This window comes from Burkholderia sp. MS389 (genome assembly GCF_016899425.1).
Lineage (GTDB): Bacteria > Pseudomonadota > Gammaproteobacteria > Burkholderiales > Burkholderiaceae > Burkholderia > Burkholderia sola.
This window is the reverse complement of the sequence record NZ_CP045996.1, coordinates 162,009-176,832: the sequence shown is the minus strand read 5'-3', so window position 1 is coordinate 176,832 and position 14,824 is coordinate 162,009. Positions and strand designations below refer to the sequence as shown.

General features: G+C 67.4%; 3 protein-coding genes. All 3 read left to right on the top strand.

Annotation, left to right across the window (positions count from 1 at the left end; translation table 11 throughout):
* Positions 1–40 precede the first annotated feature (40 nt).
* The 3 genes from GJG85_RS30430 to GJG85_RS30420 are packed head-to-tail and all read left to right on the top strand — an operon-like array spanning position 41 to position 14,742.
* The gene (locus GJG85_RS30430; RefSeq protein ID WP_204384696.1) at positions 41–5,659 is read left to right on the top strand and encodes a type I polyketide synthase; all 5,619 of its coding nucleotides are present in this window, start codon (positions 41–43) and stop codon (positions 5,657–5,659) included.
* Positions 5,656–10,323: a condensation domain-containing protein gene (locus GJG85_RS30425; RefSeq protein WP_204384694.1), complete on the top strand. Its 4,668-nt coding sequence runs from the start codon at positions 5,656–5,658 to the stop codon at positions 10,321–10,323. Before GJG85_RS30430 ends, GJG85_RS30425 begins: the two co-directional genes overlap by 4 nt.
* 57 nt (positions 10,324–10,380) lie before the next feature.
* Positions 10,381–14,742, top strand: coding sequence for a thioester reductase domain-containing protein (locus GJG85_RS30420; protein WP_275564763.1), 4,362 nt, complete (start codon positions 10,381–10,383; stop codon positions 14,740–14,742).
* Positions 14,743–14,824 lie beyond the last annotated feature (82 nt).

Here is a 14,824-nt window from a genome sequence, read left to right as displayed (position 1 = left end):
CCCCGGCAGTCTCGTTCCGCGAACGTCTGGAGTGGTACACATGATCGAGTCCAATCGCGCGGCCGCCGCGCCCCTTACACCCGTGAAGCAAGCGTTGCTGAAGATCGACGCGCTGCAACGCGAACTGGCAGAAGCGCGCAGCGCGATGAGCGAACCGATCGCCATCGTCGGCATGGGCTGCCGCCTGCCCGGCGGCGTGGATTCCGCCGACGCGCTCTGGTCGATGCTCGCGGACGGGACCGACGCCGTCGGCCCGGTGCCGGCCGACCGATGGACCGATGCGATCTACGATCCGCGGCCGGGCCGGCGCGACACGAGCTACAGCCGGCATGGCGGGTTCATCGACGACGTCGATCGTTTCGATGCGGGATTCTTCGGCGTGTCGGAGCGCGAGGCGCCGCACATCGATCCGCAGCAGCGGTTGTTGCTCGAATGCACGTGGCGTGCACTGGAAGATGCCGGCTTTTCGCGGGAAACGATCGCGTCGTACCGAACCGGCGTGTTCGTCGGTTCGTCGGTCGACGACTACGCGCGCGTCAGCGAGAGCGTAGCGGGTGACGCGCTCAGCTATGCGCAGACATCGCTCGGTACCGCGCGGCCCTTCGCGGCCGGACGCATTTCCTATCTGTTCGGGTTTCATGGCCCGGCGTTGCATCTCGACACCGCGTGCTCGTCGTCGCTCGTCGCCGTCCATTTGGCTTGCCATAGCCTGCGTACCCGCGAGTCCGATGTCGCATTCGCGGGTGGTGTCAACCTGATGCTGTCGCCGGAGATGACGATCGCGCTGAGCGAGCTTCAGGCGCTGTCGCCGAGCGGCCGCTGCCGGACGTTCGACGCGGCCGCCGACGGTTACGTGCGCGGCGAAGGCTGCGGCGTCGTCGCGCTGATGCGGCTGTCCGATGCGCGGGCGCAGGGCAGGCCGATCCGGGCGGTGATCCGCGGCTCAGCCGTCAATCACGACGGGCGCAGCAACGGAATGACGGCGCCGAATGGCCGTGCGCAACGCGACGTGATCCGCGACGCGCTCGAGCATGCCGGCGTGTCGCCGGCCGACGTCGACTACGTCGAGGCGCACGGCACCGGTACGCCGCTCGGCGATCCGATCGAGCTGCGTGCGCTCGAGGACGTGTATTGCCGCGACACGAATCGCACCGGCGACCTGTACGTCGGCAGCATCAAGACGAATATCGGGCATCTCGAATCGGCCGCCGCGGTCGCCGGGCTGATGAAGGTCGTGTGCGCGCTGCAGAAAGGTGAATTGCCGCGGCACCTGCATTTCGATACGCCGACCACGCACGTCGACTGGGATGCGAACGGCATTCGCGTGCCGACCGAGCATGCGGCGTGGCCGTCGTCCCGACCGGGCCGGCGTATCGCGGCGATCAGCTCGTTCGGCATGAGCGGCACGAACGCACACCTGATCATTGAGGCATGGCAGGAGACGCGCGCAGCGGAACCCGACGCGGACGTCGCGCTGGCCGGGCACGCGCGTCACGATATCTGGCCGTTGTCCGCCCACACGGCGCCGATGTTGAAACAGGCGATCGAAGACTGCGCGGCGCACGTGCGGGCAGACGCGTCGCTGGCGCCCGACGCGGTCGCCAGCGCGCTGCGTCTCGCGCGCGACAGCCATCGGCATCGCGTGGCGATTGTCGCGGATGCTCGCGACACGCTGCTCGATGCGCTGTCGGACGCGGCGCGGGCCATGACGGTCCGGAGCGGGCAGCCGGGCGGCGCCCGCGACCGGCTTGCGTTCCTGTTTACCGGACAGGGCGCGCAGCGCGCCGGGATGGCTCGACAGCTCTATCGGGATTTCGCGCCGTTTCGCGACGTATTCGACGCATGCGACAGCCATATCGAGGCGCAAGGAGAACTGTCGCTCGTGGACGTGCTGTGGGGCGATCATCAGGACCGGATCAACGAAACGCGTTACACGCAACCGGCGATGTTCGCGCTCGAGGTCGCGCTCGCGCGCTTGTGGATGCACTGGGGCGTCGTGCCGGAGGTCGTGATGGGCCACAGCATCGGCGAGTACGCGGCTGCATGCATCGCCGGCGTGTTCTCGATCGAGGACGGCTGCCGTCTCGTGACGGCGCGCGGACGTTTGATGGATACGCTCACCGCGCCGGGCCGTGCGCTCGCGGTGTTCGCAAGCGTGCGTCACGTGGCCGATGCGGTGCGCGACTACCCCGGGCGCGTCGCCATCGCCGCGGACAACGCACCGGAGAGCGTGCTGGTGTCGGGCGACCCGGACGCAATCGAGTCGATCGAGCGACTGTTCGCGTCGCGCGGCATCGCGACGAAGGCGCTGGCGGTATCGCGCGCATTCCATTCGCCGCTGATGGAGCCGATGCTCGCCGATTTCGGCGCCGTCGCCGCGACCGTGCGCTATCGCGTGCCTGCGATTCCGATCGTGTCCAACGTGACGGGCCGATTCGAGGCCGAACGCCTGTGCGATCCCGCGTATTGGGTCGAGCATGTCCGGGCCACCGTAGCCTTCCGTGCGGGTGTCGACACCCTGCTCGACGACAAGGTGACGACGGTCATCGAGATCGGGCCTGGCAAGACGCTTTCGAGCCTCGTCTCCGCGTGCACGGCGGAGCGGGCGGATCATCGCAACGTGATTGCGCTGCCGTCGATGAGCAATGACGGGCGCGAAACCGAGCAGTTGCTGCGTGCATTGGCACATGTCTATATGTGCGGTCGTCGTGTCGACTGGCATGCGTACGAGCGCTCCCGAACCGGTGCGCCGATGCGGCAAGCCGCGCGCCGCGGCGTGCTGCCGCCGTATCCGCTCGAAGCGCAGCGTTACTGGGTGAATGCGCGGGAGCCGGCGCAGCGGGCGAACGTGCTGACGAGCGCAACCGGCGCGCGTCGGACCGCCGGTCGCGGCGTGCTGGGCCGGCATCTCGCGATTCCGGCATCGGATCATCTTCGCTACGAGAGCGAGGTGTCCGATCGGCATCTGCCGTTTCTGGGCGGACACCGCGTGCACGGGCAACTCGTTTTTCCGGCGGCAGGCTTCGTCGAGGCGCTGCTCGACGCGGCATCGCGGCGCGATGGCGGCGATACGGAATCCGCGGCCGGCCGCTGGCTGGTCGCGCGTGAGGTGTCGTTCGATAACGCGCTCACGCTGGAGCCCGGCAACGCGGTGACGTTCGGCACGGTCGTGCACGCAGGTGACCCCTCGCATCCGGGCGAAGCAGGCGTGCGGATCGACATTCACGCCTGCCACGACACGGCCGCGTCCCAACCCGAATGGACGTTGCAGTGCGCCGCGCAGATCGGGACGACGCATGGCGTTGCCGACGTGTCGGCCGTGCCGGCGCTCGATGAATGGCGCGCGCAATGCGGCGACGCGTTGCCGGTCGACGGTTTCTACGCGCGCTTGCAAGCGACCGGCCTCGAATACGGTGGCGCATTTCGCTCGATTCGCGCGCTGTCGCGGGGCGGCGACGTGGCGCTGGCCCGAATCGAAATGGAGCCGGACGGCACGGACGACCTCGTCCGCATCGTTCATCCGGCGCTGCTCGACAATGCGTTTCAGACCGTCGCGGGCGCGCTATGGGATGCGGAGCTGAACACCGCCTTCGTGCCGATCGGCATCGAACGGATCGCTTGCATGCCGATACGCGGCGTGCAGGCGGTGTGGTGTGCAGTGCGGGCTCGGGTGAAGCGCAGCGTTGCTACCGCGGATCTCTGGATATACGACGACGCGGGCAGCCGCGTCGCCGTCGTCTCCGGATTGCGGCTGATGGCCGTCGATCCGCGACGGTTTCAGCGGGTCGCGGAGCCTGTCGCGCTGAACACGCTCGTCTGGCGGCTGTTTGCGGCCAAACATGAGGCGGCCGACGCGCGCGCGAACTTCGTGCTGATCGGCAACGGGTCCGCGCTGGACGCGATGCTGGCGCAGGCATGTGAAGACGCTGACAACGCGTGTGCAATCGCGGCGCTGCCGGCGGACGACCTGTTCGACGACGATGCAGGTACCCGGCGCATTCGTGCTGCGCTCGACGATGCACTAGCCGGCCTGGATGCACGACGTACCGTGCTGCTCTATGTGTGGCCGTCGAGAGACGACGCGGAATCAGAAGATGAACTCGCCGCAGTCGGCGCAGCTTACCGGCGCTTCGCGAACCTCTGGCGCGAAGTGCAGTCGGCTCGCTGGCCGCAGGGCACGCCGGCCGTCTGCATCGTGACCCACGCGGCGCAGCACGTACCCGGCATCGACGTGCGCGTAGCGCCGTTTCAGGCGGCGGCCTGGGGCGTCGCCCGCAGCCTGATGCACGAGAGCGGCGACATTCCGGTGTGTGTGGTCGATCTGCCGGCGCCCGATGCGACGTCTTGCGCGCGCGCGCTGACCGCAGTGGCGGGCGCCGCGACGACCGGCGAGACGCAGTTCGTGTCGCATGGCGACGCCGTATACGTCCCGCGGCTCGTCGCACGCGACGCCGGCGCGGCGCAACCGCTTGCGCACGGCGCCTATCTGGTGACGGGCGGCCGCGGTGCAATCGGCACGCGGGTGATCGAGCAGTTGATCCGGAATGGCGTGCCGAAGATCGTGTCGGCCAGCCGCCAGGTCCCGGCCGACAGCGAACGCGCGCGACTTGCGTCGATCGCCGATGCGCACGGCGCGATCGTCGAATTCGTGGCGGCCGACGTCGCCTCGTCCGCCGACATCGACGCGCTCGTCCATGCGCTCGAAGCGGATTCCGCGCACCCTCTCGTCGGCGTCCTGCATGCGGCGGGCACGCTTGACGACGGCCTGTTCGCGACCCAGCCGATGACCGACGTATTGAAGGTGCTCGCGCCGAAGGTCGCGGGAACGTTGAATCTGCATCGCGCGACCGCGCATCTGCCGCTGCGGCACTTCGTGTCGTTTTCGTCGATCGTGGCCTGCATCGGCTCCCCGGGGCAATGTGCATACGCCGCCGCGAACGCCTATGTGGACGCGCTGACGGCCGTGCGCAACCAGGACGGCCTGCCTGGGCACACGATGAACTGGGGCCTGTGGGGCGGCAACGGGATGGTCGATCAGCTCGACGCGCGGCAACTGCGCCGCATCGCATCGTTCGGTCTCAAGCCGATCGAGCCGGACGTCGCATTGCGCGTGTTCGACGCGCTGGTCGCCGAACCCGACGGGCAGACGCAGATCTGGAACGTGGAAGTCGATACGCTGATCAAGCGCAGCCCGAGCCGGGCGATGGGCGCGCTGTTGTCGGAACTCGTGCCGCCAGCGCCGCCGGCGCATCGCCCGGCCGGTACCGGCCCTGGCTTGCGCGAGCGCATCGCGGGGGTGCCGGACGACGAGCGCATGCGATTGCTGCGCGGACACCTGACCGACGCCATCGCCGCGACCCTGCATACGTCGAGCGAGCGGATCGCGCCGGATATTCCGCTGATCGAGCTCGGCCTCGATTCGCTGATGGCCGCGGAATTCCGCAATGCATTGCGCAGCGAGCTGGGCGTCGATGTTCCGTTCGGGCGATTGCTCGAAGGCGCGTCCGTCGACGACGTCGTGCGCACGATCGTGACGACGCTCGACCGCAGCGAGTCGCGGGCGCCCGACGGAACACCCCCATCGCGCGCGGCGGACCGGATCGACGTGGTGTCAGGAGAAGCGACGTTCGGCGTCGAAATGGAAGGAGGAGAGCTGTGAGCTCGATCGAATTCATCAACGAACTGGCGGGGCGCGGCATCGAGCTCTGGACCCAGGACGGCAAGCTGCAATACAAGGCGCCGAAGGGCGCGGTCACACCTTCGCTCGTCGACGAGCTGAAGACCCACAAGGCGACGCTCATCGCGCTGCTCGAGCAATTTGCGGGAACGGCGGGCACCTACCCGCTCTCGTTCGCGCAGAAATCGCTCTGGTCGCTGCATCAGCTCAATCCCGACAGCGCGGCATACAACGTGACGTATGCGACGCGCATCGACGACGATGTCGACCTATCCACGCTGCGCCGCTGCGTCGACTATCTGATCGCACGCCATCCGATCCTTCGCACCGCGTACCGCGTGATCGATGGCGAGCCGCGTCAGCAGGTGGGGTCGCAAGCGCGCGCGCAGTTCTCGGTCGATCGCGTGTTCGCGGCCGACGAAGCCGCGATCCGCCGGTGGATCGACGAAGAGTCGAATCGCCCGTTCGATCTGACGCAATCGCCGATCCGGCTCAAGCTGCTGCTGAACGAGCACGTCGGCGCCGACGCGATTCGCGTGGTGCTGCTGTTGAACGTTCACCATATCGCCGCCGATTTCTGGTCGCTCGAGATCCTGCTCAACGAGCTTCGCACGCTCTACCGTCTCGCCCGCGCGGGCGAGCCGCTGAAGTTGCCGCCGCTGCCGGTGCAGTACAAGGATTGCGTCGAACACGAGCGCGCACGGCTCGACGGCGCGGACGGCGAGCATCTCGCGGCGTTCTGGCGGCGCGAGCTGGCACACGGATTTCCGGTGTTGAGCCTCGCGACCGACCGGTTGCGCCCGCCGCGCAAAACCGAGCATGGACGCGTCTACGATCGGTCGCTCGGCGCGACGCTATCGCAGCAGGTGCGCGACACGGCCCGGCTGCTGCGCGTGACCCCGTACATGCTGCTGCTCGCGGTCTATCAATTGCATCTTCACCTTCACACCGGGCAGGCGCGGGTGATGATCGGCGCACCGACTTCCGGGCGCAATGCGCCGGGCAGCGAGAGCGTGGTCGGTCATTTCGTGAACACGGTCGTGCTCGCGTGCGAAGTCCGACCGGACGATTCGTTCGACGCGCTGCTGCAGCGCACGCGCGAAATGATGCTGCGCGTGCTCGATCACCAGGATTATCCGTTTCCGTTGCTGGTCGATGCATTGCGTCCGGCGCGCGATCCGAGCCGGTCGCCGATCTACCAGGTGATGTACAACTGGAACCAGGCGCGCGGCGATTTCGCCGCCGAAGGCGGGAGCGGCGTGCCGTTCTATCGTGAGCGTCTCGCCGCATCGAGCACCGGTACGCGCGGCGCGACACACGATCTGACGCTCAACGTACAGGATCTCGGTGACGAATACCTGACCGCCTGGACGTTCAATACGGATCTGTTCGACGACGAAACGATCGCGCGATTCGCGAGCCAGTATGCGCATCTCGTCGAGCAGGTGGTGGCTGACACGCGCCGTTCGCTGCACCAGTACACACTCGCGACCGCGCCGATCGACGATGCGCGAAGCCGCATTGCCGCGGCCGACGCATTCGTGCGTCGGGCGGCCGATGCCGAATCCGATATGCAGCGGGATGCGTCGCGCGTGGTGTGGCAATTCGACCATCGCGCGATCAGCGGCGGCGAGGTCCGCGATGCGGTTCGCGCCGTCCGTGCGCAACTGGACGGCCTCGGGATCGGCGTCGGAAAACGCGTCGAACTCCGACTGCAAAGTGTCGCCGAGCGCGCGGTCGCGTTGCTCGCGATCCGCGCCGTCGGCGCGTGCTATACGGTGTCGGGCGACACGGCCGACGCAGTGTGCAGCGGTCGTGGCGACGGTTGGTCCGGCTGGGAGATCGACGCGATAGAAGTGGTGCAGGCGCGCGATGACGCCGCGCGCGGCGACGGCGTTGCCGCAGGCAGCGCTTCTGCGGTCGAGCCGCTGCTCGACTATGTCGGTCAATTGCTCCATCTCGACGCCCACGCAACGGTGCTCGTTCCGCACGGCGCGCATGACTGGCTGTCGGCAGCGGCGCTTGCGCAGGCCGTGCTTGTCGGCGGCACGGCTCGACTGTCCGAGCAGGCCGCCATTGGCGCGCTCGCTTCCGGCGACCCTGCGATCGCGAACAGCGCATACGCGGCACTCGACCGGTTGCTCGCGGACGGCCCGTCGCTCCTGCTGCCGTCGCTTCTGTTGCAACGTGCGGACGTCGCCGGCGTGGGGCGGGCACGCGCGCTTGTCGCGTACGGCGAGCATCCGCAACCGTTGAAGTCGCTCGCCGCGGCCAACCGGATACCCACGGCGGCGTACTTCGTCCCGGTGCAGCACGCGGCTACCGGTTCGGCGCTGTGTGCGTTTGCGGCCGGCCCGGACGGCTGGCAATTGCTGGCGCCGTCGTATCCGGGACGTGTTGCATTCGCGCTCGGATCGTCCGGAAGTTTCGCCGATGATCGCCAGGCCGGAAAACTGCATTTCTTCGACGGCGCGTCGATCCGCGCGTCGGCTGCAGGAGCTGCACTCGAAACCGCGCCCCCGGACAGGGCGCTGATACCCACTGGCGTGTCGGTCGTCCGCCGTGGCGGCGACCTGCTGTGCGCCGATCCTTCGTCACGGGTCGCGCGTCACCGGCCCGTGCCGATCGAGATCGGCACGGTCGAACAGGCGATCTCCGCGATCCCCGGTGTGGCCGCCGTCGCCTGTGCATGCGTCGTCCGCGACACGCAGGAAATGCTGGTCGCCTATCTCGTCGCGGATGACGGCCACGTGGATGCGCATGCGCTCGAAAACGCGGTGCGTTCGGCATTGAAGCATGCGTTGCCGGACGCGATGCACCCCGACGCGATCGTGGTGCTCGACCGGCTGCCGCTCGACGCGGGCGGCGCACTCGACGCAGGCGGGCTCCCGCTGCCTCGCGCAAGCGAGCGGGCCGACCGTCGCGCGTCGACCGACATCGAGCGCAAACTCGCGGCGATCTGGGCCGACGTCCTCGGCCAGCCGTCGGTCGGCGTCGATCAGGATTTCTTCGAATTGGGCGGCGATTCGATTCTCGCCGCGGTCATCGTATCGCGGGCCGCGCTCGACGGCATGTATTTGAAGCCGCAGGACATTTTCCTGCATACGACCGTGGCGGACCTGTCGACGGTGGTGCGCGAGACGCCGGGTCTCGATGTCGATCAGGGGCCGGTGCAGGGCGAGACGGTGCTGGGTCCGGCGGCGCAATGGTTCGTCGAGCGCGTCGACGTCGATCGTTCGCACTTCAACCAGGCGCTGCTCGTTCCGCTCGGCGAGACGCCCGACGCGAACATCATGGCCGAGGCGATTCGCGTCGTCATGCGGCATCACGACGTGCTGCGTTCCCGGTTCGTCGCGCACGGCGATGGAATGCGACACATGTTTGCCGGCGACGGCGGCGCCGACGCCGTCGATTTTGCGATCGTCCCGTGTATCGACTCGGCTGGCCGGCATTGCGAACGCATGTGGCGCGATGCGATCGACGCCGCACAGCGCAGCCTCGACCTCGAGGGCGGCCGGCTCATCGCGGTCAGGTGGCTCAAGAGCACCAGCGTGTCGAGCAGCCGGCTGCTGATCGTCGTTCATCACATGGCGATCGACGGTGTGTCCTGGAGCATCCTGCTGCAGGACCTGGCCGATTGCTATCTGCGCTTGCGCGACCGCACGGCGCCGGCGTTGCCGCCGAAGACGAGCTCCGTAAAGGCTTGGGTGGACCAGTGGCTTGCGCTGGCGCAGGGCGACGCGCTCGACGACGACCGTCTCTACTGGCGCAACGTGAACGCACAGGTGCGCGACGTGCTGGATGGGCCGAAGCGGGTGGCGCTGATGCGTCACGGGCTGACCTCGATCGTTCAGCATGCTTATCAGGAATCGTCGCTCAGTTGTGCGATCACGCTCGATGCGGATCTGACGCACGCGTTTCGAACCACGGCGCCGCGTGCTTACGGCACCGACGCGAACGATCTGCTCATCGCCGCGCTGCACGCGGGTTTCCATGCCTGGAGCGGCAGCGATGCGTTGCTGGTGGACGTCGAGGGGCATGGCCGGGATGGCCTCGGCGACGCGATCGACCTGAGCCGCACGGTCGGCTGGTTCACGTCGATCTATCCGGTGCTGATCGACACGCCGGCCACCGCCGCGGATCCGTCGGCGCTCATCAAGTCGGTCAAGGCCCGACTGCGCGAGGTGCCGCGCAAGGGCGCGAGCTATGGCGTGCTGCGCTATCTCGACACGAAACCGCAGGCCGGCGCCGATGCGCTGACGTCGTTTCCGCGCGCACCGATCCTGTTTACCTACCTCGGTCAACTGGAGCAATTGTCGGGACCGTCGTCGCCGCTGTACGGCGGGCCGCCCGAACCGGCGCCGGGCATCCGCAGCCCGCGCCAGCGGCGCACGCACCTGCTGGACGTCGTCGCGTACGTGTCGCGCGGCAGGCTGACCGTGGAGTCCAGCTTCTTCGGGGTGCCGGGCGTCGATGAGAGCATCGGCTGCCTGATGTGCCGCGTCGAAGAGGCGCTGACGATGCTGATTCGCCATTGCAGCGCCGACGGGGTGGGCGGTCTGACACCCGACGACGTTCCTCAACTCGATGTCGACCAGGACGCGCTCGACGCGCTGCTGGAAGAAATCGACGCACTCGAGCGCTGAACGCGGCGGCGCGCGATACCGCGCGTTCGTCGAGCATGACCGCACCAGGAATTCAGGATGACCCGAAACGTCGACACCATTTACCCGCTCACGCCTCTGCAGCGAGGCATGCTTCACCATTCGCGACTCGATCCGGCCTCCGGCATCTACGTCGAGCAATTTTCCTGCGTGTTGCATGGCCCGCTGGACCTCGAGCGATTCCGCGGCGCGTGGGAAGCGGTCGTGCATCGCCACGATACACTCAAGACGCTGTTCATTCGCCTGCACGAAGAGAATCCGTTGCAGGTCGTCCGGCATACGGTCGGGTTGCCGTTCGAGGTGATCGACTGGCGCGATCACGCGGCCGACGAGCAAGCCGATCGATTCGATCGATTGCTCGCGAGCGACCGCGCGCGCGGCTTCGATTTCAGCGTCGCGCCGCTGATGCGTGTCACGCTGATCGACCTTGGTCACGAGCGGCATCGGTTCCTGTGGACCTATCACCATGCGATCCTCGACGGCTGGTCGATGCCATTGCTGCTCGGCGAGGTGTTTCAGCGTTATTCCCGCCCGGACGCGCCGCTTCCTGCCATCGCGCGGGACTATCGCGACTACGTTGCGTGGCTGCGCACACGCAATGGCGACAGTTCGCTCGACTATTGGCGCGATCTGTTGCGCGGCTATCGCAGGCCGGCAGGATTCGCGCCGTCGGTATGCCCTTCGCCGGCGAACGGTGCCACAAGCGGCGCCGACACGCGCCGCACGCTGTCGGTTCGGGCCGACACGATGCCGGCCGGATGGATGGAGGCGGCCGGCCGCGCGTGCCGCGTCGCCCGGGTGACACTCAATACGCTGTGCCAGGGTGCGTGGGCGATGCTGCTTGCGCGCTACGGCGGTTGCGACGACGTCGTCGGCGGCATCGTCGTATCGGGACGTGCGGCAGAAGTGGACGGCATCGAACGCATGGCCGGCCTGTTCATCAACACGCTGCCGTGGCGTGCGACGCTCGACGGCGAGCTCGATACGGCCGACTGGTTGCGACGCTTGCAAGCCGATACGCAGCGCCTGGAACAGCATGCGCACAGCGCACTCGCGGACGTATTGAAATGCAGCGAAGTGCCGCGCCAGCAATCGCTGTTCGACACGCTTTACGTATTCGAGAACTATCCGGGCCGGGATGCGTTCGACCGGCTCGCGGCGAGTTGCGGGTGGCGGATCGACGACCCGCGCGCCGTCGAGGAAACGAGCTATGCGCTGGCGCTGATCGTATTGCCGACGGATACGCTGACGTTTCAGTTGACCTACGACACGGCCCGCTTCGACGCGGCGTTCATTGAACGCATGGCGTCGCAGTACCGCGGGCTCCTCGAAATCCTGGCCGACGCGACCCCGCGAAAAGTGCGCGATCTCATGCTCGATGCGCGACCGTCGACGGGTACCGGCGGCGCGCCCGACGCATCCGCACACGCATCGATGGGCGACGCGACGTTGTCGGCGCATATCGCCGCGCATGCCGCACGCACGCCGGATCGAATCGCCTTTGCCCGGTTGGACGGGCGCGAGTTGCCGGGCGGCGCGCACGGCGTCACCTATGGAACGATGGCCGATCGCGTGCAGCGTGCCGTTCATCAATGGCGGCGTTTCGGCTATCGGCCGGGCGAGCGCGTGCTGATTGCATGCGACGACCCCGTCTCCGGGCTGGTCTTGCTGCTGTCCGGGCTGACGTATGGCGTCGATTGCGCGATGACCGATCCGAATCTGCCGTCGGCCGCGTTCGATGCGCTCGTCGACGGCAGTTGGTCGCCGGAACCGCTGCGAAGCTGCGTGACGACCGCGCAGCATACGCCGTTGACCGGCGTCATGTGTTACGTATTCGACGAGCAGGACCCGATGTACGGGCAAATCGACGGTGCGCTCGACGATCGTTCAGATCCGGTACAGGGCGCATGTTCGTTGCTGCGGCGCGATGTCGATGGCGATTGGCATGTCGTGCGCTATACGCACGCCCAGCTTGTCGAAGCCGCGCGCGCGTTCGGCGCGACGTTACCGGCCGGTGCATCGCGGGATGTTGCGCTCGGCGACGGGCCGCTGTCGCATACGGCGTTGTGGACGGTACTGGGCGCACTGAGTGCCGGGCTGTCGTTGCACCAGATCGCGAGCGCCGGCGATCCCGCGTTTCTGCGGCGAGCGGCGTCTCCGGATGCGCACTGGCACGGTATCGTCCTGAGTCCGGAAGCGACGCGTCATATCGTCCGCGCCGCGTCGATGCTGTCGGCCGGCGCGCTTCGCACCGACTGGGTCATGGCCGATGCACGCTCATTGACGCGTGCGGACGCCGCGAGACTCGCCGAGCTCGCACCCGGCGCGAAACGTTTCCGGCAATTGTGCTGGCCTGCGTGGTCGCTCCCGCATGCGGTGTCGTCGGCCGATGGATTCGATCGCGTCGAATCGGGCGTGGTATCGGCCAATGAATCCGTGTTCGTCGCCGACACCCATCTGAACCCGGCGGGTGGGGACGCGCTCGGTACGCTCGTCGTGTCGGGGCATTCGGTGCCCGATCTGATGTTGCGCAACGGCAAGCCGGACCGCGACAGCCTGACCGTCACGCGCAACGGTACGTGGTTGCGCACGACGCTGGACGCGTGGCACACCGAGCATGGCTGTCATACGTGGCTGCCCGACCGAAGCGCGTGTTCCGACGAGACGACGGCGGATTGGCTCGATTTCGAGGCCGACGTCGCACGGCAGGCGGGCGTCGATGAGGTGGCGCTCGTCGAGCGGATCGCCGAAAGCGGACAATGGGACCATGCGCTGTTCCATCAGGACGCGACGGCCGACGCCGCGGACATCGTGCGCCGACTGGCCGGGCTGCGCGGCGTGCCGGCACTGTCCGCCGGCGCAGTCGTCGCGCTCGCCGCCCTGCCGCGTTCCGCGAAAGGCAGGATCGACCGCGTCCGGCTGCTTTCCGGTGACGTCGAGGTTCGCCGGCATGGTCGCCATGCGGCGCCTCGCGACCTGGTGGAAACGGCGATCCACGACATCTGGTGCGTGTTGCTCAAGCAGCCGCGTATCGGCATTCACGACAATTACTTCGATCTCGGCGGGGATTCGCTGCAAGCCACCGTGATGCTGTATCAGATCGGCGAGCGGCTTCAGCACCCGATCGACATGGAAACGCTGCTGGCCGCGCCGACGATCGCCGGCCTGGCCGCCAGTATCGCGAATGGCGATGTGCGTCGCGATACGCCGGCCGTCGATTTGCCGGGCGAAGCGCGGCTCGACCCGGCGATCGGGACACGGCAACCGTATGCATGGCGCCCGTATCGGACGGTGTTGCTCACGGGCGCGACCGGATTCCTCGGCGTGCACCTGCTTCATACGCTGCTCGCGACGACCGACGCACGCGTGATGTGCGTGGTGCGCGCCGACGATCCGGCCGCCGGCGTGCGACGTATCGAGGCCGCGATGCAGTCGCACGGCTTGTGGGACGCGCAGCACCGCGATCGGATCGTCGCCGTGCCGGGCGATCTCGGCGAACCGAACCTGGGCTTGTCGGCGGCTGCATTCGACGCGCTCGCACGTGAAATCGATGCGATCTACCACAACGGCGCGCTGGTCAACTTCGTTTATCCGTACGCAACGCTGAAGCAGGTCAACGTGCTGGCGACTCAGGACATCGTCAGACTGGCGAGCCTGCATCGCGTGACGCCGATTCACTACGTGTCCACGGTCGGCACGCTGAACCGTTATTCGGATGCGTTGCCGGAAACGCTCGCGGTGCCGTTCCACGAACACCTGACGAGCGGCTATGAACAGAGCAAATGGGTCGCCGAGCAGTTGCTCGCGCAGGCGCACGCGCGCGGCGTTCCCGTCACGGTCTATCGTCCGGCGCGGATCGTCGGGCATGCGGTGAGCGGGCGGATGAACCTGGACGATCTGTTCTGTCGATTGATCAAGGGCATCATCCTGTTTGGAAAGGCGCCGCGCGACGTCGGGTTCGACAACATCCTGCCGGTCGACGTCGTCAGCCGGATCATCGTACGCGCGTCGCTCGACCCGACTGCCGCGGGGCAGGGCGTACATGTGATCAACCCGCGCTGGAACTCGCTGGACGCGCTGGTCGATTTCATCGAAGACGAAGGCTTCGCGATCGAGCGGGTGAGCTACGACGCGTGGCTCGCGGCATTGGCCGAGCATGTGCGGCAGGACCCGGCGCATCCGCTTTCGATGCTGATTCCGGTGCTCAAGAAATTGAATCCCGTTGCGGATCCGACGGTCGGGCGCATTCTTCCGATCGACGTCACCCAACTGAAGCGGCTCGCGGGCGACGTGCTCGCATCGAGTCTGCGTCCGGCCAACGACTGGTTGCGCACGTTCTTCGATTACTTCTACGAAGACGGTTTTCTCCAGCAGCCGGATGAAAAGCTGGTCACCGCATGAGGGGCGGTTCGCCGGTGAGACCGCGCGCGAGACGATGATCCGAGGTCGGCGCCGTCGGATCGCGACGACCGACGTCGTCGAA